Below are 26,607 nucleotides of genomic sequence, written 5' to 3'. Positions count from 1 at the left end.
TTGATTACAATGCCCTTATTCGTATGATTTATTCGTATTTCATCCTGCTCTCAATAGCCCTCCAGCTGTCCGAAAGGCCAGCTGCTCACCTCACATTGCCCATATGTATTATTACCGGCCGCCACCACTGTGCCATCCGACTTAAGCCCGACACTGTGAGCACAGCCTGCTGCAACCGCCACGATACCACGCCAGTCACTTATATTGCATTCGCCGTGTTTATTCCAGCCTTGAACTTCCACTGAACCGTCTGCCCTCAGCCCTATAGTATGATGACTCCCGGCTGCTATCGCCACTATGTCCTGCCAGTTGTTTACATTACATTGGCCTTCATGATTCCGGCCTGCTGCGACTACCGTGCCATCCGCTCGAAGTCCGATGGTATGAAGATAACCTGCCGCAACCGCCACTATATCGCGCCAGCTGCTTACATTGGATTGGCCATACCGGTTATTACCCGTAATTGTCACCGTGCCGTCCCGTTTAAGTCCGGCGGTATGCCAGTCGCCAGCTGCAACTGCTATGATATCCTGCCAGCCGCTTACATTGCACTGCCCTTCATTATTCCTGCCCACAGCCACCACTGTGCCATCCGATTGAATCCCGGCCGATCGGCGCCAGCCCGCAGCCACTGACACGATATCCTGCCAACCGCTTACATCGCATTGATTATACTTATTCCATCCGACTGCCACCACCGTACCGTCCGCTCTGAGTCCGAGGGTATGTGAATTCCCCGTATGGGCATTAGCTGCAGCAATTGCCACCATATCCTGCCAGCCGATTACGTCACATTGACCATATTTATTGCCGCCCACAGCCAATACCGCCCCATCCGGCCTAAGCAGGACAGTATGACGGTAACCAGCTGCTATGGAAGGCAGACGTTCCACAACATTCATGAATTTCGCTCCTTAAATTCAGATTTTCAGTATGATTGCGACTCCTTCTATAGAGATTGAACTTGTATTTTTTCTATTTTAGGATTGCCGTGACTCCAAAGAATGTTTGGTCCTCCGGCCGCTGTTGTCTGCAGATTTCTTGATTTATACCGCTATTCGCGGTGGAAATCCGCAGACAAAGGCGGACGCTATCGCTCCTACAGTTCCAAAATTCTCCTCCGCCACTTTTCCCTGTTCGATATTTTTAAGTTCAATCTATATAGATTATCTGTCCATGCCTGCCTTATCAAGCACGGATTGTATATCCTACTGCGCTAGATTCACCAAGTCCGGCTGCAATTTGTTCCGCAGAACATACAGCATGACGGCACCAACTAGAAACGCAACAACATCGGAAATGACGAGCGACCAGACTACCCCGTGGAAGCCGTTCAACCGGTTGGCGATGTAGAGCACAGGAATCAGGGTGGCGCCTTGGATAACTGACATAATAAAAGCTGCAGTTCCCTGCGCAGTTGCTTGGAAGATCCCCGTAAACAGTGTCGTCATTCCTGTAATGAATAAGGATAAGAACGTTACATGCAGGATGTAGCTGCCCATTTCAATTAATTGCGGATCATTGGTGAATAAACCAATTAAGTGGTCAGAGATCAGATAGACGATAACGCCGAACACGATGGCTAGCGCCAGTATGGTTTTGATTGTGAATTGAATAGTATGCTTCATGCGCAACCGGTTGGCTGTAAAAGAGAAGGCAATAAGCGGCACAACTCCCTCACTTAAGCCCATCAGAATTAGTTCAGGGAATTGCAGCAAACGTGAGGAGATTCCGAAGCCCGCGATAGCCTGCTCCCCATACTCTACCAGATAACGGTTAAAGATGAGTGACATGGCACCCATGAAGAGACTCATTACAAAGACGGGAACCCCGATTTTGAATACATTGCTTAGAATGACCTTAGTGGCCTTGAATTGTTTCAGTGAGACCGTTAAGAATTGACTCTTAAATCCTATATGATAAGCGTAATATGCACTCGCAACCATATTGGAAATGACCGTAGCTGACGCAACGCCGATCACATCCCAGTGTAAGACGAAAATGACTAGCGCATCCAGAATAATATTCACTACCACACTGAGCAGCATGCCGATCATTGACGTAATTGCAGCACCCTCCGAGCGGACAATACTCTCCAATGTGAAGAATAATACAACGAAGGGTGAGCCAATAAGCATAATGGTTACGTAGTCCTTGGTATACCCAAACGAGTCTGGTGTTGCCCCCAATCCATGAACGATGGAATCAATAAGCGGGAGACAGACGGCCATGGCGATAAGACCGAGAACCAGGCTGCTGTAAAAGGCGAATGCAGATACATGTTTTACATCGGCCATATTTTTCTCTCCCAGCAAACGGGAAATGAAGGCACTGCTGCCGACTCCAATCAGGTTGCCCAGCGCCATAATGACGGCGAATAAAGGCAAGGTTAAGGCGAGTGCGGTTAACATGGCCGTGTTATTAAGCGTTCCAATGAAAAAGGCATTTAAAATGGAATAGATGACACTCATTGACGTTCCAAGCATCATGGGTACTGCGAAGTGTGCTACGGCTTTTGCGACCGGTGCTTTCTCAAAGTAATGGAGGTTTTCTGTATCCATACGGGTCACCACTTTCTTAAGTTATGTTGGCTTGTAATATAGTTAGAGTTCTAACTATCGATTGAATACGGACTTTGCGCCGCACCAAATAGACCCGTAACAAGGACATTGCGGGCTTGGTGTGCGGGAATGGACTTAACCTTAATTCAAATTCATTACTTACGCTGAAAAGGTATTGCGCTGCCTCTGCCCTGCTCTTGCGGAAAGACAGCGCCTATGCTTCTTATAGAAAATGTTCTGCTTACTTATCTTCCGGTTGGTCTGAGTTGTCTTTCGGGGCATCTCTTCCATCTCTGGAAGGCCAGCCGAACCCGTTCATGCCGCCGCCATGACCTTCCCTGCCAAATCCGGGGAATCTTCCGCTAAAGCGTCCGTCATCCATATTTCCCCACATTCTGCTCATTTGTCCGCGCATGGCCATCAGCTTGTCGAATTCCTCTGTCCCGATGCGCTCCTTGGCGGCTTCCATCCACATGGCCATTACGTCACGATCTGCATCTGTTCCAAGCTCTTCCTCTAGGGCTGTAATGACGCGGACCAGGTATTCACCGAAAGCTGCCTGTTCTTCTGGAGACAGGACTGAAAATATGCTGCCGCCCTCAACCTCTTGTCCCTCTTCCGCCTGTCCTTTGGGCGTGAGATAGATCAGCATGATACGTTTGTCTGTCTCTGAAGGTCTGCGGGTGATATATTCGGCCTTCTCCAGTTTGGCCAACAATTCATTAAGGGATGATACACGGATGTCCAGCATATAGGATAAATCTTTAGTGCTGATTCCGTCCTTCATCCGCAGAAAAGCCATAATCCTGCCTTGCCCGCGTGACGTATCAGCCATGGGACCCACAGCGGCGTGGTTCTTCAGGTGTTGTCTCTGCAACAGCCATTGCAGCTTGGCAAGCTTGTCGTACAATTCAGCATTCATATTCATTATGAATCCTCCCCGGGATATATTAACGGTACCTGTCAATCAATATAACGGTACCTGTTGGATTTATTATAACGGTACCTGTTATACTTGTCAAAGATTTTCTACAGGTGCCGTTAATAAATTTTCCGCTGGAAGCATTGCTGGTCTTTCAGGTAATCAAGCAGCAGCTGGTTGAAGTGCTGCGGCTGGCATAAATGGCTGGGATACATGGCGTCTTCCAGTATTGCCAGCGTGGCGAGCGGATATTTGGCCGCTGTTTGTCTCACCTGCTCCAGAACCCGCTCATTCTGATTGCCTGATACACAAAGAACGGGAACCTGCAGCCTTAGTGCAAACCCGTAGCTGTCCGTATGTCTTAGTGCCAGACGCTGTTTAATCAATTCTGTTGTCCGTTCATGGACAAGCTCTCTTCTCAGAATATGATACGCAGACAGCCATTTGTTATATGTAATGCGCAAAGACCGGATGAACATTTCAGCCGGAAGATAATGGGCGACCCATGCGCAGATTTGAAAGAGCTCCAGCACTTTGCTGCCTTTGGCCGTATAATCTCCTTGGAAGTAATTGTCCACCAACACCAGATTAATTACCCGTTCCGGATTCAGATAGGCAAATTTCTGGGCGAGCACAGCGCCGCTGGAGCAAGCTACGATGACGGCCCGTTCTACGGACAGCCCATCCAACAATCCCTTCAGATCTTCACACTGCGTGTCTACGATCCGGCTGATCTCCACATCCATTTTACCGGATTGTCCATTCCCTCTTAAGTCAAACAAGATTACTTTCGCCCGCTTGCTGAAATACTCCGCCTGAGGCTCGAACAGATGATGTGAAGTCGAATAATCATGAATAAAAACAATGGGCAGACCACTGCCCGACACCTCGTAATAGAGGGTGGTTCCATTGACGTCAATATACGGCATTACCTGTGCATCCTCTCATGTCGCTTACGGGGTTAGCTGCCGGATTCGGGCTTGAAGAGTAGCCCTACTCGATTTCTCGAGATTCACCCCTGAAAACTTGGTTTCCCCGCTTCCATTACGGAATTCAGCGATTACATATATTTTTGCGGATATAGATTAACAGAAACTTCAGTATAGCCCATATTCGTCAAAGAATGAATAGCATAGGTGAATTTGCCCATGAGGCGCAGAAGCCAGCGGCAGTGAACCCAAAAAACAGAGCAGCGATTCTCCCGTTTCCGGAGATTCACTGCTCTGCTTGTTTAAACATCATCCCTCATTAGCGGTTTAGAATGTCATCCACCTCTTTGGCGAGGGTGTCCAGGCTTTCCTGGATTGGCAGGTTCTCCAGCCAAATATCGTTAATGCGCGTGCCCATCAGATCTTCAATCTCATGGTAGGTGCCGGTCATCGGACGCATTTTGCTGAATTCCAGCTCATCGGAAGCGACCTTGTAGCCAGGGAAAGCAGCTATGGTCTCTTTCATCAAGTCTGTGTCCAGGGAAGTAAGGCGGGTCGGAAGATATCCGGTATTGGCGGAAGCATACGCCGCCTGTTCGGTATCCGACAGCCATTTCATGAATTCGAAAGCGGCCGCCTTCTCATTATCCGTTCCCGTATTCGCCAGATACGTATTCGATCCGCCGACCGGGACGCCCCGTTTGCCGTCTTCTCCGGCAGGGATCATCGATACGCCAAGATCAATTCCACTCTCTGCGGCCATGCCTGCGAAGGTTTTGTAGCCGCCGACACTGGAGAAGATCAGCGCTGTGCCAGGATTGGCAATGGAGGCATAGTAGGCATCCTTGTCCGTGACCCCGAGTACTTTGATCAGACCCTTGGATTCCAGATCCTCAATGAAGGTGATTAGCTTCACTGCGCCTTTGCTGTTGATATTGGACTTCGTCTCATCCTCATTGACCACACTGGTATCCGAGTACGAATGCAGCAGCGCCTCCATCACCCAGAAATCATAGTTGAACAGGTACATCGGCGGCTGGCCGGTAGCATCGTATGCGGTCTGCAGATAGGCCTCCAGTTCGGCAAAGGTCGCCGGACCGTTCGGATCCAGCCCCTCTTTAGCGGCGAGCGTCTTGTTTACATACATCACGGGTACACTCCGCATATGCGGAAATGCGTACAGGTCATCGCCCAGATACAGGTTGCCAAGGTCGCCGATTTTGAAATCCGAGGTGTCGAACTTGTCCGTTTCAATGAACGGTTCCAGATTGGCAATAATGTCACTGTCGGCAAAGCCCTTAGTCATGGCTACTTCATCAATAAAAACATTCGGCAGCGTACCCGCTATGGCTGCGGCGTTGATCTTCTGCTGCATTTCCCAGTAATCGCCCTGATATTCGGCATTCACATGGATGTTCAGCTCGGCTCCCTTGGTCTCGTTGAACTGGTCCACCAGGTTCTGGTTCACATCCTCCACGGCGGAGGTCCAGAAGTTCAGTTCGAGGACGGAATCACCTTTCTCATAGGCCGCTACACTGGATTCGGCTTCGGTGGTGGCACAGCCTGCAAGTACGGCGGTCAGGGCAATAGTGGCGAGCAGCGGAGTAACTCTTGTTCCCCATACATTCATTATTCGTTTCTCCTCCATGAACTGCTGTATTTGGTATTCAACATGCAAGGCCGCAGGCTCAATCCCGCTACTTCACTCCCATGTAGGTGAACGCTTTGATAATCTGTTTGCGCGCAATCAGGAAGACGAGCAGAATCGGCACGATCAGCATCATATTCCCGGCCATCACGATCTGCGGGCTGAGTCCCTCCACATCCTGAAGCTTCTGAATTCCGAGCGGCAAGGTACGGACAGCATCCGTTGTGGTCCATACCAGCGGGAAAAAGTAACTATTCCACGTCCCGATGAACGTCAGCAGCGCGAGTGTGGACAAGGTGGGTACAGCCGCAGGCATCATGATCGTGTAGATGATTCTGAATTCACTGGCATTATCGAGACGGGCAGCCTCCAGCTGGGAATCCGGCACCTGCATGAAGGTCTGACGCAGCATGAAGATAGCCGTACCGCTGGCAATGAAGGGCACGATGAGCGATACATAAGTGTTCAGCAGCCCGGACTTCGCAAACATGACGAAGATCGGCAGGAAGATCAGCTGGCCCGGAATCATCATGGTGGCGAGTACGATGCCGAACAGCGCATTTTTACCTTTGAACTGATATCTTGCGAACGCATAAGCCGCCGGCACTACAACAACCAGCTGGCCGATCATCGTCCCGAGCGTAATAATCAGGGAATTGCGGGTATAATGCAGGAAATTAATCCTTGTAAAAGCATCCCGGAAGTTCTGCCACTGCAGCGAGTCCACCCAGAATTTCGGCGGCATCCGGAGCACCTCGCCCAGCGTCTTGAACGCGGTGAGGATCATCCAATAGAATGGCATCAGGAAGATCACGATCAGCAGCACCGATATTATGATCCGCAGTCCTGCGCCCGGCAGCCGGAGCCAAACTCTCATTGTCTCACCCCTTTAGCGGTAATGAACCCGTTTATTCAGTGCTTTGAAGTAGAAAATCGTAATCAGCCCCACGATACCCATCAGCACCACCGCCATCGCGGAAGCGTAGCCGACCCGGTAATATTCGAAGCTCTGCTTATAAATGCTGAAAATCAGAGTGTTCGTGGCATTGGACGGACCGCCCTGCGTCATGATATTGATCGTCTCGAACACCTGAAAGGAGCCGATGATATTCATCAGGATCAGGAAGAACAAGGTCGGTGAGATCATTTTCAGCGTAATTTGAAAGAAAACGGAACGCTTGGACGCATTGTCCAGAGCCGCAGCCTCATAGAGATAACCCGGAATAGAGCCCAAGGCGGAGCAAATGATCAGCGCATTGAATCCGACGGATTTCCAGACGGAGACCAGCACCAGTGAGAACAGCGCCACATCCTTATCGGTCAGCCAGCCCACCGGCGCTGCTCCCAGCACAGACAGCAGATAATTGAACAGCCCCGTATCCGTGTTCATGAGCCACATCCAGATAAGGGAGACAGATACCAGTGAGATGATGTTGGGCGTGAAGCTCAGCGTCTGGATGAACCGGTTCAGCGGCGTATTTTTCTGTAAAAAGAGCGCCAACCCCATCGCCAGCACCATTACCAGTCCAACGTCCATTACCATGTACAGCAGCGTATTGAGCAGGGTATGGAGGAAATCCCGGCCGCTGAACAGCTCTGCGTAGTTGCTAAGCCCTGCGAACTTCATCGGCCCGCGCATATTCCAGGTGAAGAAGCTCAAATAGATGTTGTACAGAATCGGATAGAGATAAAATACGGTCAGGATGATTACTGCCGGTGCCACCAGCAGATAGGGAAGCACCTGCACGGACGGGCGCAGCCGCTTCATGCCGATTCACCGGTGTTTCCGGCTGCACCGTCCCCGGACGTTGTAGCTTCCCGTATCCGCTGCTCCTGCGCGTCGAAGAATGCCAGATGCTCCTTCTTTACATAGAGTCTAACGGCTTCCAGCTCGCGTTCCGGACGGTCAAAGCATTTCACGGAGATGCTGAGCCCGTTCTCCAGCTGCACCTTGTAGATAATCTCCGATCCGAGCAGCTCCCGGCCGCAGAGCATACCCGCCAGGCTAACGGTATTGTCCGGCTCCATTCCCGGCTCCAGGGCAAATTTCGCCTTCTCCGGGCGGAAGCCGAGAACCTTGGCCTGCGGCGGAGCCAGCTTACGGATGTCTTCCCCGCAGCGGTCCAGGGCGAGAATATTCATGGGCGGGGTGCCGATGAAACGGCTGGAGAACAGGTTAGCAGGATTGTAATACAGGTTGTGCGGGTTATCCTCCTGCATGACCTTCCCGCCATCCATCAGCACGATCCGGGTGCCCATGCTCATGGCCTCCACCTGATCATGGGTCACATAGACAAAGGTCGCGCCAAGCTTCTTATGCAGCTCGATCAGCTCCGCCCGCATCTGCTGCCTCAGCTTGGCATCCAGATTGGACAGCGGTTCGTCCATCAGGAACACGGCTGGTTTCTTCACCATGGCCCGCGCCAAGGCGACCCGCTGGCGTTCCCCGCCGGAGAGAAACTCCGGCTTTTTGTGCAAATGCCTGGTGAGTCCGACGGTCTCCGCAATTTCAGCAATCAGCCGCTTGCGTTCCTCCTTCGGGACTTTATTATTTTTCAACCCGTACTCGATATTCTTCTCGACTGTCATGGTCGGGTACAAGGCATAATTCTGAAACACCATGGCCAGATTCCGTCTGCCCGGCTCAACCTGATTCATATTTACACCGCCAATGTGAATCGATCCCTCCGAGGAATGCTCCAGTCCGGCAATCATTCTAAGCGTTGTCGACTTGCCGCACCCGGAAGGGCCGACCAGCACCGTGAAGCTGCCGCTCTCAATCGTCAGATTCAAATCCTCAATAATCAGCTTATCGCCGTATTTCTTGGTTACCTTCTCCAGAACGATGCCGCTCATATTCTCCTCCTCCAGCCGTATTCTTCCGCCTGCTTCCATTCATCTCTCAGTTCTTCAGGCACTCCCGGGCAAGGTCCGGTTTATTGGTCATAATCCGGGTAACCCCCAGATTCCGCAAGCGGATCATCTCCGCCTCATCATCCACCGTCCAGGGATTAACCTCGAACCGGCTGCGGTTTGCCAGCTCCATGAAGTCTTCATCTACGCCCTGATAATACGGATGCAGCACGTCCGCCCGGCAATTCGCCGCATATTCCTCCAGCCGATAGAAGCTCTCCATGAACGCAATCGCCGTCCTGAGATCCGGGTAGTCACGCTTCAGCCGGGCTACGGCATTGTGATTGATCGAAGAGATCAGCGTATTCTCTGTGTAGCCATAGCGGCACACCAGCTCCGCTGTCCGCATATTCACTTCACCGTAAGGCCGGGAATAATCCTTCGTCTCAATGTTGATGTACAGCCCGTGGTTCATCGCGAACTCCATCACCTCGCCAAGCTCGGGCAGGCGGCTTCCGTCCGTTCCGTATTTCCCGGCAAAAGCATACGAGAAATCATATTGACGCAGTTCCTCCAGTGTCAGCTCTCCAACCAGACCTGTCCCGTCCGAAGTCCGGTCAATGGACAGGTCATGGATCACCACCAGCTTCCCGTCCCGGGTCAGCTGCACATCCAATTCAATGCCATGCGCCCCCATGTCGAGGGCCAGCCCGAATGCGGCCATCGTATTCTCCGGTGCATAGGCGCTTGCACCCCGGTGAGCCAGTATCTGTGTCTGCTTCATGCGTTTACCTCTCTAAGCGGATAGCAGACATCCGGACGGTCAGTGATGATCGCGTCTACACCGGCCTCCAGCATCATGCGGATATGCTCCAGATCATTCACTGTCCAAGCGTTGACCTGAACACCTGCTGCGTGTGCTTCTTCGACAAGTTCGCGGTTGACCCCGATGTATAAGGGATGAAGAGCATCGGCACCGGTCATTTGCGCATATTTACCGCCCTCGTACAATCCTGCAATGTAGAGCAGCGCTGTCCGCATCTCCGGGCAAGACTCCTTGAGCCGCACCATGGACGAATGATTGAAGGAAGAAAAGATTACTTGTCCGCTGAGGCCATACTCCTCGACCAGCTTCGCCGCCTCTTTCCCGAGTCCGTTATACAGCTCCGACTTGGAGAGAATATCCTTCACTTCGATGTTCAGATATAGATCATGCTCCTTCACCAGTTCCAGCACTTCGCGCAGAGTAGGAATCTGAGCTTCCGGGTATTGCTCCTCGAAGCCCTTATTGAAGCGGAAGGCCTTCAGCTCAGCTAGCGTGTAGGCCATAATATCCCCTTTACCGTCTGAGGTGCGGTCGATGGTATCATCATGAATCACTACGATCTCTCCGTCTTTGGTCAGGTGAATGTCGATTTCCAGACCGTCGGCATGCTGCTGCACCGCGAGCCTGAAGGCTTCCAGTGTATTCTCCGGTGCATAGGCGCTTGCGCCGCGGTGGGCGAGTATTTTACAATCCTGCATAGTTTCTCATCCTCCTGTTATTGGGGTTCGGCTTGCTTGTTGAACAGATCGGCCAGCGAGTTCAGTACATAACCCGGAACAATCTGCTGCCGCCCGATATCCGCTCTTGTGCTCACTCCGGTAAGGACTAGGGCTGTTTGCATGCCGCTGCTGTTTCCCATCAGAATATCTGTCTCCAGCCGGTCGCCCACCATCAGGCATTGCTCCGGGGGACAAGCCAGCAGGCGAAGCGCCTCCTGCGCATAATAGGGGGAAGGCTTGCCAATAATCAGCTCAGCCTCTGTCCCGGCCGCAGTTTCCAGCGCTTTTACAATCGCCCAGGTATCCGGGATATAACCTCCGGGCACCGGGCAGGCCGGATCGGGATTGACCGCCACCAGCCTGGCGCCTCCTCTTGCCGCTCTCATTCCTAGCACCAGCTTCCCGTAATTGAAATCCCGGTCCATGCCTACCAGTACATGGGTTGCTGCCTCCGGGTCCTCAGTGACGTCCACTCCAGACTCCTCCATCTGCCTTCGCATCACCGCTTCTCCAACCAGATACACCCTGGCTTCCGGCTCTTCCCGCGCGAAGTAGCTGCCGCTGACATACAGTGCCGTCAATATTTCATCTTCTGCACAGGCCAGCCCCATGTGTTCCAGCCTGCGCCGGCAATCCCGGGGAGAATGGACCGAGCTGTTGGTCAGAAAAAGAATTCTCCTGCCTCTTCGCCGCAGCTCTGCAATCGTCTCCCCCACGCCAGCAAGCAGCTGATCGCCAATCAGCACAGTACCATCCAAATCAAAGCAGTAGGCTTCATATGAAGCGATGTCCATCAGCGCTTGCTCCTTTCATTCAGGTTCACTGGTTCTCTGCGCCGGAATTTCCGCACAAAAAAACCAGCTTCAGAAATTAAGCCTCCAATTACAGCCTGACAAGGCTCCATCGAATGCTAATGACTGACCGCTGGGTTTTCTCATCGTCTCCACCCCGGGGTACTTTATTCACTTGTTTCACGCTTCCACTGCCACAGGGCCGCGTCCCCAATGGAGACATAATCGGCACCGCTGTCCAGCGCACTGCTGATTTCCTGCTTTTCCCTAATCAGTCCGCCCACGATCAGCGGCTGCTTAATGCGCTGCTTCATGTCCCTGATAATCCTCGGCATCAGTCCGGGCATCAGCTCGACCTCGTCGGGGTTACAGTTCTTGATCATACGCAGGGCAGTCTCTACCGCTGCCGTATCAATGGCGAAGACCCGCTGGATACTGGCGAGCCCGTGCGCTCTGGCTGTGGCGATCGCATTGCTCTTGGTGGTAATGATCCCGTCGATCCGGAAGGCTTCGGCCAAATACTGAATGGCCGCCGCATCTCTGCCAATTCCGCCGACCATCTCCACATGGACAAAGACCTGCTTGCCTGCATGCCGCAGCGGCTTCACAATCTGCTCCAGGTTATTGATGTTGCCGGTCATCAGATTCACACGCTTCACTCCGCAGGCAACCGCCTGATCAATCTGTGACTCCTCGGTGATCGAGGCAATAATGGGGTTATGCTTCAAGTAAGCATCCTCCCTTCACTTATAGCTTGCTGCCTCCAGCTTGTTTTCCTGCTGGTCCTAGACTCTATGTTACAGAGCTTTTATTCGCTTAATATCAGAGCGCTGTAAAAGTTACAGTTAACATTCCGGCAAGGAATCCCAATCCCGGACGTTACTGGGAGGACCTGTATAGTAAAAAAGCCGCCAGTTTGGCGGCTTTAGGCAAATATGATCTTGTCTTTCAGTGCTGCTCCACAAAAGGGATGGCCAGTTCAGCACCGCTTACTACGGGTTACGTACAAATCTGATGGCATCGGCGGCAACATAGCCGGTGGTCCCATTGTTGCGGATCGTTACACTTCCCGGGGTGCCGGCAGTGAAGGTGTAGGTTCCGATTAAGTTCCATACCCCGCCATTGGAGGTCTGGTCGATATTTAGCGTTGCCGTTCCACCAGCATGAACGATTTCAATAGGAATCGCAGTGGAGCGGTTAAAATGCTCCGGCCACATCATATAGACGCTATAAGTGGCGGTGACGGGCAGGACGGGTGTGAAGGTAACACTTTTGCTGCCTTTACCGCTGTTGTCATCATGTAAATAGTTGATTCCGTACCGGTCCGTCTGTACCGCAGCGGTTTTCCAGCTTCCGGTCTTCAGTACACCGGTCGTATCATTATTGTCCACAATAATCTCGTCCCCGGGGAGCGTTGGTGGTATGCCGCTGCCCGGTTCAAAGGAGGCCTTGAACGACTTGCCCTTCGCTCCGTTGACATTCACCGTTAATTTGATGGTCGGGCTGAGCTGTGTCACGGTAATTCCGGGATCAGCGGTATATCCGCTTGCCGAACGGTCAAGTTCAACCTCAATAACGCCGTTGTTTGCCTGTGTCGGATCGCTGAGCGATAGTTCCAGACTGCCCTCTTCAGCTTCTCTGGTCATCACCGATGCTTTCTTGTTCACTGTGATCAGATCAACAGTGCCCCCTCCATCTTCCCAGAAATTCGCCCCAATGATACCCAGATTCGTTTCTTTTACCGCTTGAACTGAGGAGGAATTCGACAGCACTTCAATGTCAGGCGCAGCAGCATAAGCAGCCACTTGAGCAGCGGTCTTGCCCGGCAGCAGGACATATTGATATTCACCGCCACTTGGATTTACGCCATGATTCAGCCAAAAGGTCATATAATTGCGGGTTATTGATGTGGACGGGGTTACCGGACGGGGGTTGATTTGCTTCCAGTTCCCTGTTCTGGCCTCTCTCTTGGCTGCAAGCGATACATTCCGGGGAAAATAATATCCGGTATCAGCACCGGCAGTGCTGCCGGACAGATGAGCCCAGTCCACCTGGTCTAAGGTATCCGACCATCCCAAAGCTGAAGGCTGCACTTCCCCGTTCACAGTGAGCGTATTGCTGCCTGCCGTGTTCAGCTTCCGGTTCTCCACGATGGTTTCAACGGCAATATTGTCCGTGCTGATGATGCCTGCACCCAGGGATACGATTTCGTCGTCAAACATAAACCATGATTTTCGGGCTCCGAGCGTGTGATCCGCATATTGCAAATCCATACCTGAGATGCCGTATAGGTTCTGAATGTCAGTGCCGCCGGTCCAAGTATTTGCACTGGTATGGCTGCTTGATGGGGTCTGGGACAGCACGGTTGTTCCCGGCAGGCGGTAATTATCGACAGTTGGCCAGAAATCATCGCTGTATTGTCCAAGATCACTGTTATACAAGCTGGTCATACCGGCCGAGGTATACCAGGCTTTGGCGTTCTCGCTGTTGATCGCTTCAAAGCTGCTGATGCGCTTCGAATACATCGCTAGTCCGATGCTGTAGCCCGGCCGGTGCTGGACTGCCCGGTCCATCGCCGGGAACTGCTTATAGACAATAAGCTCTTCCGCCGGCACAATCAACGGGTCCGCGCTTATGCTCTTGGCCAGAACGATGGATGGGATTGGTGCACTGGTATAGAAGGACTTGAAGGTATCTGCGGCAATCCACCCTTTAAGCATCCGCTTAAAGTCGGCTGCTTGTGTGGGCGGCGCGATCCCGGACAGCAGAAGGATGCCTTGCACCGCTTTATGTCCCGCGTCATGATCCTGGCTGTAATTTCTCGATATTTCTCTGCCGCGGACCATATCCATCATCGCGCCTTTATACATCAGCGGCTGATAGCTGTCGTACACCCATTTCCAGACATTGGACTGGTTGTTATCGGTGACCTGCCATGAAGAGCCGTGAAGCATCACCATCAGATCACTGACGGCAAGCAACAGGTCAAGTCCATAACCGCCAGTGTAAGGAATATTATTGTGCTGTATAAAAGAACCATCCCGATAGAAACCGTCTCCGCTCTGACTGTAATTGAAAATGGAGGAAAGCCCGTCACGTGCAGCGGCAATCTTCGTACCGTCTTTGACGAGAATGCCCCGGACGCCTACGACTATCGCTTTCCAGGAACGGTTGGCTCCTGTTAAGGTGACGGTTGGCGAGAAACGTTCCACGGCTTTCATATAATTCGTAATTTGAGCCGGACTTAGGGAGTCATACATCAACACTGCCGTATCGTTCAATTCCATAGGTATGCCAATCTGCCAATCCCACCAATTGCTGGTTCCGCTTGGGGTTGTCGTTACCGCCTCATGGTATCTGGTTGCGTACATGTAATCGAGTGCAGTAATTATGTCGCTCTCAAGCTGAGGATCTTCGTACAACGCTGAACCGATGGTTGCATAAGCGAGCGCCATGATCTTCAGCCGTTCATAGGTCACCCGGATGTGAATCGAATTCCCGGTGCCGGCATTATCGCTCCACAGATAGGTACGGCTGGGCGAGGTGTTCATCGTCTGCCAATAGCCGTTCGCTTCAGTGGTCAGCTTGGTAGTTGCAGCGGCTATATCAACATCCGCCGTGTTCAGTGAAGCTCCTCCGGTCAGCATCACCTTGCGGTGCTCCCTCATCCCGTCGAATTCGTCCGCAGCACGGGCACGATCCATACCCGTTATTCCTCCAAAGCTGCCGACAGACAGGAGCAGAATTAACATAAACATGCAGCTTTTCATTAGCATTCTTCTCATCCATAATCCTCCTTTTTCATTCATTTCTTTGTTTGCTTCGTTTACTTCGTTTTCGTAATCCAAACACTTCTTTTTCCAGCCATAATTCTTCCGTTCCCGACTCTAATTCTTCTTCCCCAGACTCTAATTCTTCTTTTTCCTAACATAATTCTTTCTTTACCACGCCTAGAATTCCGCCTTACTATGAAGCGCTTTCATTTAATAGTGTGATATGGAAGGTCCGCTAAAGAAACTACGTGAATTCGAGAAAAAGTATGATATTTCGAGCAATCTTGAAAGGCTACCTTTCATTTCCCCATCTGACCAGCTTCGGGCGGAATGAGGAGCACAAGTGCCCCTGATTTCCTCATTTAGCTCGTTTCGGGCGGAATGAAGAGCATTAGTGCCCCTGATTTCCTCATTTAGCCTGATTTGGGCGGAATGAAGAGCACGAGTGCCCCTGATTTCCTCATTTAGCCCGTTTTGGGCGGAATGAAGAGCATTAGTGCCTCTGATTTCCTCTTTTAGCCCGCTTCAGGCGGAATCAATGATTTATCCCTCTCATTCTTCAAGAAGAAAGCCGCAACTCTGGCGGCTTAATACATTTCATAGATTCGCTAGGTCCCAAGCTCAAGGTGAAACGAGGCTCCCCCGGCACCCTCCGGGTTAAACCACAGTCTGACCTTCCCGGTTCCACTGTGTTCAATAGCTATCCGGTCTGACTTGTTCATCACACGGGTAACAGGGAGACTGAATTCAATTTCGATTTCTATCGGTTGGCTCTGAATTTGTGTCGGATCGGCTATAGCCAGGCTCCAGCCTGCCGGATTTTTTTGCAGCACAATGGAGGCTTGGCTGCTGCAAGCAATACTCCCGCTTTTGTACCAGCCTGCCTTCCAGAATTGCGCTGCTGTTATTCCCAGTTCCGAATCTTCAACCGCATGCACCTGAGCATTCAATTCCAGGATTCTCACCCTTGGTTCCTCAGCGAAACAAGCAGTCTCTTGCTCACTGTAGCCAGGCAGGAGCACATATGCATAGGTATCCCCCGCCGGGACTTCTCCATGACCGAACCACAACGTCTGATAGAATCGTTCCATCTTCTCAGGTGAACCGGCATCATTGATTTCCTTCCAGCTCCCCTGGCGCTGTTCACGCAAGGCATGTACACGGCATTGTTCAGGAAAAAAGAAGCCCACATCCGCTCCCCTGTCACTGCCCGCCATATGAATCCATTTGGGGTGAAGGGTCTCTGTCTCGGCATATCCAGGCTTCCGGCAGATCCTTCTTCCGTCTGTAGTAATCGCATTATCTCCGAACGGGTTCAATTTCCGGTTATCGATGATCGTCTCTACTCTGGCGGAATTACGGCTCTTAATATCCGAACCTAAGGCAACGATGCGGTTTCCGAGCAAAAACCAGCTTTTGAGTGCTGTCAGTCCATCGGCTTCGTTGACCACATCCTCGAGCTCCATGGCAATGGCTCCGTACCTGTTATGAAGCACAGCCCCGCCGACAAAATCCCGGTTGCTTAAACGGCCTTGCCCGGCTCCATCCTTCTGAAGCGTGTTTGTTACTGTTGTTCCGGGCAATCGGCAGGGATCAACCGTCGGCCAGTAGGCATCGGCATATAGTCCCAAGTCACTGTTGTACAGATGGCTCATGCCATACGAAGTATACCAGCCCTTTAGATTTTCCCCATTAATAGATTCATAGCTATAGATCCGGCTGGAGAACATACTAATGGAGTAAGCAAAACCCGGACCCTGCAGCACCACCCGGTCCATATGCGCAAACAGCTTACAGAAGGCCTCGTCCCGGGCAAGATGCACGAGTTCATTGTCCAGCAGAGCTCTGGCTTGAGCCGCAGTATCCGGCGGTGCATCGGCTAAATACAATTTGTACGTGTTAGCCACAATCCACCTTTTCACTCTGGAGAGCAGCCTTACCTGCTCCGCTTCATCTAGTATGCGCGAGAAGCGTAAGCAGGAGGTGATCACCGAATGCCCGCTTTCATGATTCTGCGAATCCGCCCGCGAGATTTCCCTGCCGCCCGCCATATCCAGCAGGAACCCCTTGAACATAAGGGGCACAAATGAATCTTCAATCCACCTGGCCGTTAAATCGCGGGCTTCACCCGGCAATTCCCAAGGAGTATCATGCAGCCACACCATCAGCCGGACCACATCCTGCAGCAGTGAGACCCCATATCCGCCGGTGTACGCGTATTTATCATGCTGAATGAAGGAGCCATCCTCATAGAAGCCGTCCCCTGCGCTAACATTCCTGAATACCGGAAGCAGCGCACTCCGGGCGGCGGACAGTTTCTGCTCTTCGCCCTGAATAACGGCAGCAAGTGCAACCGCCGTAGACTTCCAGACCAGATTCGCTCCGGTGGACGGCGGAGCCTTAGCCACGAACCACTGCGCATGAAACGCCGGATCACCCACATATTTGTTTACCGTAAGGAGCAGACGCTCTATAAGTTCTGTATCCAGCAGTTCCTCCATGAGCAGCAGGGTTTCCAGCAGAGCTATCGGCACACCAATCTCCCAATACCACCAGTTTCCATAGGGACGGCAGCTTTCATTGTATCTCTGCGCATATAGCCATTCCAATCCATAGGTCACCTGCTGCCTTAATGCAGAGTCCATATAATAGGGACATTTGGATGACTTCAAAGCGATTGCCATCCCTCTTAATCTGCCGATGATCACAAATACATCCGAAGCATTTTCAGCAAAAGGAACATCAGCCCACAGCAGCTCCTGTTGATAGAGCAACGTTTCCTGATCATGCCTGACTCTCTGCAGCGATTCATGTCTAAGCGTATCTCCCGAGATATATTTCAGCCATTTGTTTTTTAAGTTCTGCATGGGAATTCTCTCCTTCAGCCAACGGTTCGCCCTTTATGCGAATGTGCGCGGTTCCCACTCCTTGAGCGGGGAAGGTGGAATCATGCTTCCCCACTCTCCGGGTTCAGAACCAAGCTTCAGCAGAAGCGTGCCTCCTCCGGCGATTTCTTCATGGCGGACCCAGGCACGATTCAAGGCCTTGCCGTTGATGGAAGCAGACCGGATATACCGGTTGCCGGATCCGCTGCATTCACCCTGAGTCTCGATCGTCAGAGGAACAGGAGTCTCCTTCGCTCCCAGCATCAAGGTTACCTTATTGAACAACGGTGGGACGAGGAAATAGATGTCCTGACCCATCAAAGGGTACAAGCCCATGGCTGAACAGATGAAAAAGGCACTCTGGCAGCCCATATCTTCGTTATCACCCAATCCGTCACGTTCAGCCCTGAAGTATTTAGTCAGACATTCCCGGACCCGGTCAGCCGCCCGGTCGGGTCTTCCCGCATAAATATATAAATAAGGAATATGCAGCATGGTTTCTTTGGAGTTATAGAATCCGCCGTCAAAGAAACGGTCTAAATGTCCAATAAATGCATCCTTTCCCCCATGGCGCTCAACCAGTTCATGAAAGTCGTGGTGCGTGCTGAACGACCATTGCAGGCTGGTTCCCTCGTAGAAGTAAGGATCATTCCAGGAGTCCGGCAGGCAGGATGTGGGGTCAAAGGACCCTGCCCATTCCCCGCCCGGAAGCCGGGGCGCAAAGCATTTAAGATCCTCCCGCCATAGGTTCCATAGCTTCTCCGAGCTTGCATAGTACGTCTCAGCCGTCTCTTCCTCACCAAGAACCTCGGCCAACCGTCCAATACACCAGTCCTGATAGGTATACTCCATATGACGGGATACACAGTTTTTCTTAACATCCGTCGATAAGTACCCCAGGGCATGGTAATCCTTCAGGTGACGGCCATAGAGCCAGGTGTCCGGAGACGGAACCTCATTATTCTTGCGCATTTGCTTCAGGGCCTTAGCATAATCGATCCCCTCCAGGTTCTTAAGCGCCGCTTCACAGAACAGCACATCAGCGGAGCTTCCCCCTTGAATCATCGCACTATGTCCCATAATCCAGGCGTCCGGCAGCCAGCCGGTATGATCCGCGATATCCAGCAGACAATTGAGGATATCCGCTTCAAGCTGCGGGTCCAGCAGTGTAATTAACGAGTTGGCATTTCGGACGCTGTCCCACAGTGCGTACAGATCGGTGAAATGCCGGACCCCGGATTCCCAGGCGAAGTTCTCATCGTCTACACCCAAGTCACTCGGCATACAGAACAGCCGGGTCATCAGGGTATAGAAGAGCCGCGTATGCTCCTCGCTACCCCCTTCCACCGTGACTCTGCTGAGTTTATCCTCCCAGATGCTACTGGCCGCTTGCCGGATTTCATCGAATCCGGCAGACGCTTCCCGGTCCACACTGGCCCTGGCCTTGCCGACACTTACATAAGAAATACCAGTCTTCGCCACCAGAACTCCGCAGTCACCGAAGCTAAGGGAAGCCTTACAATTCGGGCCATCCACAGACGGGCTGCGGCGAACCCCGCCGGCGTCCGCCAGCAGGCTGCTCTTCATCGGCTGATCGAAGCGGATATAGAAGTAGACGGAATAAGGAAACTCATGCCCCCAACCCCCGCGCAGATCAGAACGGCCGGCAATCTCGTACTCCGATATCACTTCAAGGTAACCGCCCGTGGAGACGCCGGTAGTCTTTCCCGGCTCATCTCCGCCTACCTGAATGACAGATCCTGCATCAATCAACAGATTGGCAGCGTCCCTGGCACTGAAGCTGTAACGGTGAATGCCTGTGCGCGCTGTGCTGGTCAATTCAGCCTGTATGGAAGCGGGCATTAATTGCACGCTGTAATAGCCTGCTTCGGCATGCTCATTTTCCTTAAGGTAAGGATCAATATGGAACCGCTGCATGCCGGTATAAGGGGTGAAGCCCACATTGCCGTAACGGCCTCCGCCTCCCGTCCCGCTGACATGCGTATGACTGAATCGGATAATCGGCCTCGAACTGTCGTAGCCGTGGGATAGCTGCGGCGGCAGCGTATCCGGGCCAAGCCTTACGATGCTGCCCGGCAGATAAGGCCCGCACAAGCAATTATTTTCCCCATCCACACCTATAAACGGATCGACATACTCCACTCTTCTTCTCATCAACGTTGTACCTCCTTCATTGCCGGTAAAGCCTTCCTTCTACCAAAAGATTTCACTCTCTCCCTTTAACTTCAGCAAGGCTTCCAGAAAGAAAAAGTCGCCGTAGATGATAGGCACCTCTACTTCGGCATTGGACGGGAAGCTGCCGGTTCCCTTGGTAATCAACGCCTCTTCTGCCGGGTCCTCCGGCGAGTAATGGCGGAACAGCGATTCCGTTATTGCCGCACCGAGCTTCCGGTAGCGTGCTGCTTCTTCGCCTTCCAGCAGAAAGGCGATTTCCAGCATTCCGCTGGCTGCGCAGGCAGCAGCTGTTGAATCTTTGGCCCATAGCTGATCAGCAGGTGCCCGGAAATCCCACGGAGGCACAAGATCCTCCGGCAATTGTGCGGCGAAATAATCCGCTGCCGCTTTGGCCGCATCCAAGAACCGGATGTCGCGCGTGTACCGGTACCCTATAGCGAAGCCGTAAATCGCCCAAGCCGATCCGCGGGACCAGGCGGAATCCGGGCTATACCCTTGTCCGCCAAGCGCCTCTATCCGCTCTCCCGTTCCGGGATCGAAGCGGACGATATGGTGCACCGAGCCGTCCTGACGGATGAATTCACGGAGAGCCATCTCAGAATGTGCAGCGGCTATATGCCGGTACCGCGGGTCCTTAAGCTCTTCGCTGGCCCAGTACAGTAAGCCAAGATTCATCATGCAATCTATAATAGCCAGGCCTTCGCTGCCCTCATACAGCCAGGCACGGATGAAATGCCCTTTGAGATTAAAGCGGCTGGCTAAATGGCTGGCTGCGATCAGCCCTCTTCTTCGGGACAGCATATTGCCGGTGAGCTTGTAGTCGGCCACCGCTGACAGACTCCAGAGGAATCCGTTATCATGATGGAGCTGTTCGTATTCCTGAAGAGGCGCATCCAGCTGCTCTTCACAGTTCTCGGCGATACTCCGGTATTCCTCATCGCCGGTAGCACGATAAGCCAGCCACAGGATGCCGGGCCAGAACCCGTTAGTCCAGCAATCGGGGTCACGCGCATCATATTTTCCGCCGTAAGAGGCATTAGGGAAGGTTGCTCCGATTCTGTGGCGCGTGTTGCTTAATTTGCCCAGGGCATAATCCCGGGCCTCATTGATCCAAGTCTCCATCATGTATGATCTCCTTTTCTCTTGTACAGTTAAATGGCAGGACGCCCTGAAACAACAGACCTCCTGCCATGCTTCAATCCGTTAATTATTGAGCTGCTTTCCAGGCATCAATTTGGGTCTGCAATTCTGTTTGGACCTTCTCAATGCCCGCCTTTTTCAGTTTTTCATTTCTTTCCTCAAGCATTTTGGCAGGGTCAGGAATTGCACCTGTGCTTGCGGCCCGGTACTCGCCAATCACCGAGGTGAGCTGAGTAATCTCGTTCTTGACGGATGACTCATCGAATACGAACCCTAACAGCGGTGAACGTTTGGCCTCATTGTTGAATTCCTGCCAGCTTGAATACAAATCATCAGGCTGGCCCGGCTTGAGATAATTGATGAGCTGATTACCGATCACCCAGAACAGGGCGCTGGTGCCATATCCGGAATCGGCAATCGGCTCGATGCGGTTCTCGCTAATCTTCTTATAGTGGGTGCCTTCAATTCCGTTAACGAACAGATTCACGGCGTAAGGATCGGTATGCAGCGCATTTAATACCATCATGGCCCGTTCCGGATCTTTGGAGGTGCGGGAGATGGAGAACATCGATCCGGCGGCAAGGTCCGTGGTCACGATAGGTTCTTCGATAACCTTAGAGATGAAATCATATTTATTGTCGGTGGCAATTTTCAGTTCAATATCAGCCCCCGGCTTCCAGACGGCCTGCTGCATCCAGATTTTACCCTGTTTTCTTAAATCACCGATGTCAGTCGTTGTTGTAGCTGCATCGCTATTGATGTAGCCCTTCTCATAATAGCTGCGGTTCAGCTCATACTCCGCTTTGGCAATCGATGAGATTTCCGGATCAACAACCGACTTTATCTCGATGTTATCTGTATTCGTATAGTCATATAAGAACAAAGGAATCTTGTTAGGCGTCGGACCGATGACGCGGAAGTCCGAGCGGGTCTCATACATCATGCCCTCACCCGACTCCTTAATGAAATCCAGAATCAATTCCGGCTCCTTCTCCTTCAGCAGCTTGAACCAGGGTTCAAAGTCCGACATCGTCTTAATATCCTCAATAGGAATATTATATTTGTCGACTATATCTTTCCGGTAGGTGTAGGCCTTGCCCTGGGTAATCTCTTTGTTTGTGGGAATTCCGTACAGCTTCCCTTTGTAGCGTGGAGCCTCCAGGTAAATCGGATTCAGATTCTCCGAGATGCCCTGCCCGTATTTGGCCAGCAGATCATCCAGATCCAGGAAGGCACCCTTGGAGACGTTGCCGAAGAAATTAAGCCATGAGGCTGTGAACACAAGATCCATCGGCTCACCGGCATTTAACATCAGCTCGGTCTTCTGCTTGTATTCGCTGGAGGCGATCGGCTGAAGATCAACGGTGGCATTAAATTTCTCTTTGAAATATTCACTGAGCTTGGCTTCCACCAGCGCATCATCCCGCTGCGGCGCACCGAAGTAGATAATTGACACCTCGTAAGGCTTCAGTGATTCCGGACTGTCAGCAGGTGCCGCAGTACTCGTGCTCTCCGTGCCTTTTGATGCTGCCGGTTCAGAAGTACCCCCGTTATTACCGCCAGAGCATGCCTGCAAGGATAACGCAAGAACCAGAATAATCGCTGTGAATAGCGGTTTGCGCCCTTTTAACTTTTTCATATTAACCCTCCCTAGATTATTAAGCTTATATATAGAACGGCAGACAGAATATGCTGCTTGCCGGTTCCACCGCTGCTTTAGCCCTTAACAGCCCCTACTGTGAGGCCTTTGACGAAATATTTCTGAAAGAAAGGATAAGCGATCAGGATCGGCCCCATCCCAATGACGGCCATTGCCATCTGCAAGGATTCATTCGGCAGGTTCTTCATCATCGTTGGATTCTGGGCGGCCAGCTCTACGTTATTGCGCAGATACTGCACATCATTGAGGACACGCATCATCAAATACTGGAGCGGATATTTGTCCTCACTGCTGATATACAGCAGCGCATTGAACCAGTCGTTCCAATAACCGATAGTGCTGAACAAAGCCATGGTCGCCAGGACAGGCAACGAGAGCGGCAGAACGATCCGCAGGAAGATTCTTAGTTCACCTGCACCGTCAATTCTTGCCGATTCGATCACTGCAGGATGAATGGTCGTCTGGAAAAAGGTCCGCATAATGATTACGTTGAATGGCACAATCAGCATAGGCAGGATCAGCGCCATATAGGAGTCTTTGATATGCAGCACCTGAGTGTAAATTAAATATCTGCTGACCATCCCGCCATTAAACAACATCGTGAAGAACAAAAAGAACGTAAATGCATTACGGAACGGATAATCCGCACGTGAAATGGGATAGGCATATAGTGCCATGAGCAGTACACTGAGCGCTGTGCCAAGAATGGTTATGGTAAAGCTCACCCGGTAGCCCGACAGAATCGTCTGAAAATCCTTAAAGATGGATTCGTACGCAATCAACGACCATTTATCCGGAACAAAGCTGTACCCCTGAGTCAGAATGGACTGCCCGTCTGTGAAGGATACAATAATGACTAGCAGAACAGGCAAAAAGCAGATTAATGAGAGGATTACAAAAGCAATGTTTAAAATCATACTGGAAGCTACAGAAATTCCGCCGATGCGGCTGCCGGAGTCGTTGGCCATGATTGTTCTCCTTTGTTTAGAATAATGCCTGTTCCCGGTCAATTTGTCTGACCGCGCTATTGGTTGCAATCACCATGATGAATCCTACCACCGATTGTACAAGCGCCGTAGCCGAGGACATCCCGATATCATTTAATTGCATTAAGGCGCGGTATACATACGTATCCACGGTATCCGTTACCGGATACAGAGCCCCTGAGTTCATGGGCACCTGGAAGAACAGCCCGAAGTCTGAACTGAAGATACTTCCCATCGACAGAATCGTCATAATAATAATGACCGGCCGGATAAAAGGGATCGTTATGTTCGTAATCTGCTTCCACTTGGAAGCCCCGTCGATAAGCGCAGCCTCATAGTATTCGGGGTCAATTCCGGCGATCGCCGCAATGTAGATTACAGCACCGAAGCCGGCATGCTTCCAGGCGTTCACGAACACCAGGATATAAGGCCAGTATTCCTTCTCCGAATACCAGAACACCGCATCCTGCCCGAAGGCTTTGAGGACGGTGGCATTAATGAAGCCATGATCCGGCTGCAGGAAAGCGTATACGAGATAACTCACTACTACCATTGACAGGAAGTGCGGCAGGATAATAAAGCTTTGGTAAGCTTTTGCCAGAAACCGCCGCCGGATCTCATTGATGGCCACCGCGATCGATACCGACAGCACTAGGTTCAGTATCATAAAGGTCAAGCTGTACAGCAGCGTGTTTCTTACAATTCTCCACATATCTCCCGAGGAGAACAGGAATTTGAAGTTATCAAATCCTACCCATGGACTCCCCCAAATTCCGTCAATGTAATTCACATTCTTGAACGCAATGAATATACCGAACATCGGCAGATAGCTGTGCGCCAGAAGGACAAGCACGGCCGGCAGCATCATTAGTGTCAGCGCCTTGTACTTCCACATGGCATGGATAAATCTTGAGAATCCAGTGGCTCTAGTCATGTCCATTACTCCTTTCATGGACTTATTATAGAACCATCTCTACACGGCTACGATGATGCATTCCCGTAAAAACGTGATCTTTTAAACGCCCATAGCCGGTAGTCCCTCATTCAGGCCTGCGCAAAGGCAGGGTGATGATTGCCCGTGTCCACCCGTCCACACTTCGTTCAAAGGTCAAACCATACGCCTCCCCGTAGTGGAGCTGGATCCGCTGATGCACATTTCTGATGCCGTACCCCTTCGGACTATGCTCTGCCTGCATAATGGCTGAGAGTTCATCCGGATCTACAGGCAGATATCCGTTGTCCTCTACGATGAAGCGGAGTGTATCTTCACTTTGAACGGCAGATACCCGTATCTCGCCTTCTCCATCCATTCCGCGCACGCCATGAATAATGGCATTTTCGATCAGAGGCTGAATAATGACCTTGGGAGTTTCATAACCGCTCACTGTTTCATCGATCTGCCAGCAGACCCCGAAGGTGTCAGGGTAGCGTTTCTCTTGCAGCCGTGTATAGGCCTGGGCATGCTCCAGCTCTTCCCCGGCTGTAATCATTTTACGGCCTTTGCTTAGCCCAATACGCAGCAGCATGGATAAGTCACGGACCATTTCGCCTACCTCGGTATTTCCGCTATCCAGCGCATACCAGTAAATCGAGTCCAGGGTATTGTACAGATAATGGGGGGTGATCTGGGATTGAAGCATCAGCAGCTCATACTCCTTTTGTTTCAGCTGCATCACATAATTTTCTTCAATCGAATAATCCAGCCTTTTGGTCATTTTCACAAATGATCCATACAGAATGCCGAATTCATCATGCCTGAGCGGCTCCTCCGTCCATGACAGCGCTTTGCCGGGTTCATAAATTTTCATAACCGAGACGAGCTTCACTACGGGCTTGACGACAAGCCGTACTAAATAGAGAACAAACGTGAGGACAAACGCTAAATAAACGACGGAGATAATTACGAGCATATTTTGCAGCCAGATTTGTTTACCGGTAATGGACGCTAAGGGGATTTTGTACAATAATCTGGTATGGAATTTCGAGCTGTCCGAATAGGCATACAGCCACTCTTCCCCGCCTTCTTCAGCGAAGGTGAAGCCGTAAGGCCCCGCAGGTCCGATATTCTTGTCAATCTCGGCCAGTGAAATGCTGCCGGAACCGGCTGTCATTAACAGCTCATCCTGGTCGTTGAATAAGAAGATACCGGCAGCAGAAGGTACCTCAACAGACACCATATCCCGGGTTAAAAGCACCTCTACCTTGTTGACCACCAGCAGGCCGATTGCGTCATTATAATCCCGGGGATTGAGGATACTGCGCATGAACGAGATTGTTTGCTCACCGGTCTCTGCATGCGTGATGCGCAGTGCCCCGCCGCCGCTGACATCCATGTTGCTTACCATAGCGTCAGGCAATCCGCCCGCATCATTATCCAAATACTTGAATCCCTTCGTCTTATGGGAAAGATCAAAAGGCGTATCTCTACGCTCAATATTTCTCATATAAATCGCATATTCCGTGCCCCCGGTAGACCAGCTTTCCAGAATATTATCGGCCTGCTGGATTTCATTCAGTGTGTCGATTCCGGTCCAGAAGCTGTACCCTGCCGGATTACTGAAAAAGTGATTATCCAGCAGCGTGACCGTCCTGTCATTGATAGCGGATATGGTCTTGTCTATTGTCACATGATTTTGTTTAACCAGCTGCAGCGTGGTACTTCCGACTTCTTCCTTGATGGTGTTCACAGCCACATAAGCTGAAATCCAGCCTACTACT

The 26,607-nt window shown here is 51.5% G+C and carries 20 protein-coding genes and 1 riboswitch; all 20 genes read right to left on the bottom strand.

Features of this window, described 5'->3' with window-relative positions:
- Positions 1–50 precede the first annotated feature (50 nt).
- The gene (locus PBOR_RS18035; protein ID WP_042213973.1) at positions 51–902 is read right to left on the bottom strand and encodes an RCC1 domain-containing protein; all 852 of its coding nucleotides are present in this window, start codon (positions 900–902) and stop codon (positions 51–53) included.
- 306 nt (positions 903–1,208) lie between these two features.
- Positions 1,209–2,561, bottom strand: a complete 1,353-nt coding sequence (locus tag PBOR_RS18030) for an MATE family efflux transporter (protein WP_042213971.1) — start codon at positions 2,559–2,561, stop codon at positions 1,209–1,211.
- Positions 2,562–2,802: 241 nt separating this feature from the next.
- On the bottom strand, positions 2,803–3,489 hold the full coding sequence (locus PBOR_RS18025) for a MarR family winged helix-turn-helix transcriptional regulator (protein ID WP_052429535.1): 687 nt from the start codon (positions 3,487–3,489) through the stop codon (positions 2,803–2,805).
- Positions 3,490–3,602: 113 nt separating this feature from the next.
- Entirely contained in the window at positions 3,603–4,412 is an 810-nt protein-coding gene (locus PBOR_RS35535) for an alpha/beta fold hydrolase (protein ID WP_052429534.1), read from the bottom strand.
- 7 nt (positions 4,413–4,419) lie between these two features.
- Positions 4,420–4,552, bottom strand: a riboswitch (cyclic di-AMP (ydaO/yuaA leader).
- Between the two features lie 179 nt (positions 4,553–4,731).
- Complete coding sequence (locus tag PBOR_RS18015; protein ID WP_042213970.1) at positions 4,732–6,042, bottom strand: ABC transporter substrate-binding protein; 1,311 nt, start codon at positions 6,040–6,042, stop codon at positions 4,732–4,734.
- A 67-nt stretch (positions 6,043–6,109) separates the two neighbouring features.
- The gene (locus PBOR_RS18010) at positions 6,110–6,937 is read right to left on the bottom strand and encodes a carbohydrate ABC transporter permease (protein WP_042213968.1); all 828 of its coding nucleotides are present in this window, start codon (positions 6,935–6,937) and stop codon (positions 6,110–6,112) included.
- Positions 6,938–6,949: 12 nt separating this feature from the next.
- Positions 6,950–7,828 (bottom strand): carbohydrate ABC transporter permease, encoded by an 879-nt coding sequence (locus PBOR_RS18005; protein WP_042213966.1) that lies wholly within the window; start codon positions 7,826–7,828, stop codon positions 6,950–6,952.
- Positions 7,825–8,916, bottom strand: coding sequence for an ABC transporter ATP-binding protein (locus PBOR_RS18000; RefSeq protein WP_042219574.1), 1,092 nt, complete (start codon positions 8,914–8,916; stop codon positions 7,825–7,827). Before PBOR_RS18000 ends, PBOR_RS18005 begins: the two co-directional genes overlap by 4 nt.
- Before the next feature lie 46 nt (positions 8,917–8,962).
- The gene (locus tag PBOR_RS17995; RefSeq protein WP_042213964.1) at positions 8,963–9,697 is read right to left on the bottom strand and encodes a glycerophosphodiester phosphodiesterase; all 735 of its coding nucleotides are present in this window, start codon (positions 9,695–9,697) and stop codon (positions 8,963–8,965) included.
- Positions 9,694–10,437: a glycerophosphodiester phosphodiesterase gene (locus PBOR_RS17990; protein WP_042213962.1), complete on the bottom strand. Its 744-nt coding sequence runs from the start codon at positions 10,435–10,437 to the stop codon at positions 9,694–9,696. The genes PBOR_RS17995 and PBOR_RS17990 overlap by 4 nt, the downstream gene beginning before the upstream one ends.
- Positions 10,438–10,454: 17 nt before the next feature.
- Positions 10,455–11,252, bottom strand: a complete 798-nt coding sequence (locus PBOR_RS17985; RefSeq protein WP_052429533.1) for an HAD-IIA family hydrolase — start codon at positions 11,250–11,252, stop codon at positions 10,455–10,457.
- Between the two features lie 164 nt (positions 11,253–11,416).
- The gene (locus tag PBOR_RS17980) at positions 11,417–11,977 is read right to left on the bottom strand and encodes a glycerol-3-phosphate responsive antiterminator (protein WP_042213959.1); all 561 of its coding nucleotides are present in this window, start codon (positions 11,975–11,977) and stop codon (positions 11,417–11,419) included.
- A gap of 264 nt (positions 11,978–12,241) precedes the next feature.
- Positions 12,242–15,034, bottom strand: a complete 2,793-nt coding sequence (locus tag PBOR_RS17975) for a polysaccharide lyase family 8 super-sandwich domain-containing protein (protein ID WP_052429532.1) — start codon at positions 15,032–15,034, stop codon at positions 12,242–12,244.
- Positions 15,035–15,630: 596 nt separating this feature from the next.
- Complete coding sequence (locus PBOR_RS17970) at positions 15,631–17,889, bottom strand: polysaccharide lyase 8 family protein (RefSeq protein ID WP_042213958.1); 2,259 nt, start codon at positions 17,887–17,889, stop codon at positions 15,631–15,633.
- Between the two features lie 33 nt (positions 17,890–17,922).
- The gene (locus PBOR_RS17965) at positions 17,923–20,082 is read right to left on the bottom strand and encodes a GH92 family glycosyl hydrolase (RefSeq protein WP_042213956.1); all 2,160 of its coding nucleotides are present in this window, start codon (positions 20,080–20,082) and stop codon (positions 17,923–17,925) included.
- A 39-nt stretch (positions 20,083–20,121) separates the two neighbouring features.
- Positions 20,122–21,228, bottom strand: a complete 1,107-nt coding sequence (locus PBOR_RS17960; RefSeq protein ID WP_042213954.1) for a glycoside hydrolase family 88 protein — start codon at positions 21,226–21,228, stop codon at positions 20,122–20,124.
- Between the two features lie 82 nt (positions 21,229–21,310).
- Complete coding sequence (locus PBOR_RS17955; RefSeq protein WP_042213952.1) at positions 21,311–22,882, bottom strand: ABC transporter substrate-binding protein; 1,572 nt, start codon at positions 22,880–22,882, stop codon at positions 21,311–21,313.
- Positions 22,883–22,959: 77 nt separating this feature from the next.
- Positions 22,960–23,871, bottom strand: coding sequence for a carbohydrate ABC transporter permease (locus tag PBOR_RS17950; RefSeq protein WP_042213951.1), 912 nt, complete (start codon positions 23,869–23,871; stop codon positions 22,960–22,962).
- A 16-nt stretch (positions 23,872–23,887) separates the two neighbouring features.
- Positions 23,888–24,823 carry an ABC transporter permease gene (locus PBOR_RS17945; RefSeq protein WP_216626735.1) on the bottom strand — a complete coding sequence of 312 codons (936 nt, stop codon included), beginning with the start codon at positions 24,821–24,823 and terminating at the stop codon, positions 23,888–23,890.
- Positions 24,824–24,929: 106 nt separating this feature from the next.
- On the bottom strand, positions 24,930–26,576 hold the full coding sequence (locus PBOR_RS17940; protein ID WP_218918837.1) for a sensor histidine kinase: 1,647 nt from the start codon (positions 26,574–26,576) through the stop codon (positions 24,930–24,932).
- Positions 26,577–26,607 lie beyond the last annotated feature (31 nt).

Source organism: Paenibacillus borealis, from assembly GCF_000758665.1.
GTDB lineage: Bacteria > Bacillota > Bacilli > Paenibacillales > Paenibacillaceae > Paenibacillus_AQ > Paenibacillus_AQ borealis.
This window is presented reverse-complemented; position numbering and strand designations above follow the sequence as displayed.

Bases quoted from the DNA above. Each gene is read 5' to 3' on its own strand.
- PBOR_RS17960 (WP_042213954.1), bottom strand. From the start codon at position 21,228: ATGATGGAGACTTGGATCAATGAGGCCCGGGATTATGCCCTGGGCAAA.
- PBOR_RS18000 (WP_042219574.1), bottom strand. From the start codon at position 8,916: ATGAGCGGCATCGTTCTGGAGAAGGTAACCAAGAAATACGGCGATAAG.
- PBOR_RS35535 (WP_052429534.1), bottom strand. From the start codon at position 4,412: ATGCCGTATATTGACGTCAATGGAACCACCCTCTATTACGAGGTGTCG.
- PBOR_RS17975 (WP_052429532.1), bottom strand. From the start codon at position 15,034: ATGAGAAGAATGCTAATGAAAAGCTGCATGTTTATGTTAATTCTGCTC.
- PBOR_RS17965 (WP_042213956.1), bottom strand. From the start codon at position 20,082: ATGAGAAGAAGAGTGGAGTATGTCGATCCGTTTATAGGTGTGGATGGG.
- PBOR_RS18025 (WP_052429535.1), bottom strand. From the start codon at position 3,489: ATGAATATGAATGCTGAATTGTACGACAAGCTTGCCAAGCTGCAATGG.
- PBOR_RS17995 (WP_042213964.1), bottom strand. From the start codon at position 9,697: ATGAAGCAGACACAGATACTGGCTCACCGGGGTGCAAGCGCCTATGCA.
- PBOR_RS18010 (WP_042213968.1), bottom strand. From the start codon at position 6,937: ATGAGAGTTTGGCTCCGGCTGCCGGGCGCAGGACTGCGGATCATAATA.
- PBOR_RS17970 (WP_042213958.1), bottom strand. From the start codon at position 17,889: ATGCAGAACTTAAAAAACAAATGGCTGAAATATATCTCGGGAGATACG.
- PBOR_RS18035 (WP_042213973.1), bottom strand. From the start codon at position 902: ATGAATGTTGTGGAACGTCTGCCTTCCATAGCAGCTGGTTACCGTCAT.
- PBOR_RS17945 (WP_216626735.1), bottom strand. From the start codon at position 24,823: ATGACTAGAGCCACTGGATTCTCAAGATTTATCCATGCCATGTGGAAG.
- PBOR_RS17985 (WP_052429533.1), bottom strand. From the start codon at position 11,252: ATGGACATCGCTTCATATGAAGCCTACTGCTTTGATTTGGATGGTACT.
- PBOR_RS17990 (WP_042213962.1), bottom strand. From the start codon at position 10,437: ATGCAGGATTGTAAAATACTCGCCCACCGCGGCGCAAGCGCCTATGCA.
- PBOR_RS17950 (WP_042213951.1), bottom strand. From the start codon at position 23,871: ATGGCCAACGACTCCGGCAGCCGCATCGGCGGAATTTCTGTAGCTTCC.
- PBOR_RS18030 (WP_042213971.1), bottom strand. From the start codon at position 2,561: ATGGATACAGAAAACCTCCATTACTTTGAGAAAGCACCGGTCGCAAAA.
- PBOR_RS18005 (WP_042213966.1), bottom strand. From the start codon at position 7,828: ATGAAGCGGCTGCGCCCGTCCGTGCAGGTGCTTCCCTATCTGCTGGTG.
- PBOR_RS18015 (WP_042213970.1), bottom strand. From the start codon at position 6,042: ATGAATGTATGGGGAACAAGAGTTACTCCGCTGCTCGCCACTATTGCC.
- PBOR_RS17955 (WP_042213952.1), bottom strand. From the start codon at position 22,882: ATGAAAAAGTTAAAAGGGCGCAAACCGCTATTCACAGCGATTATTCTG.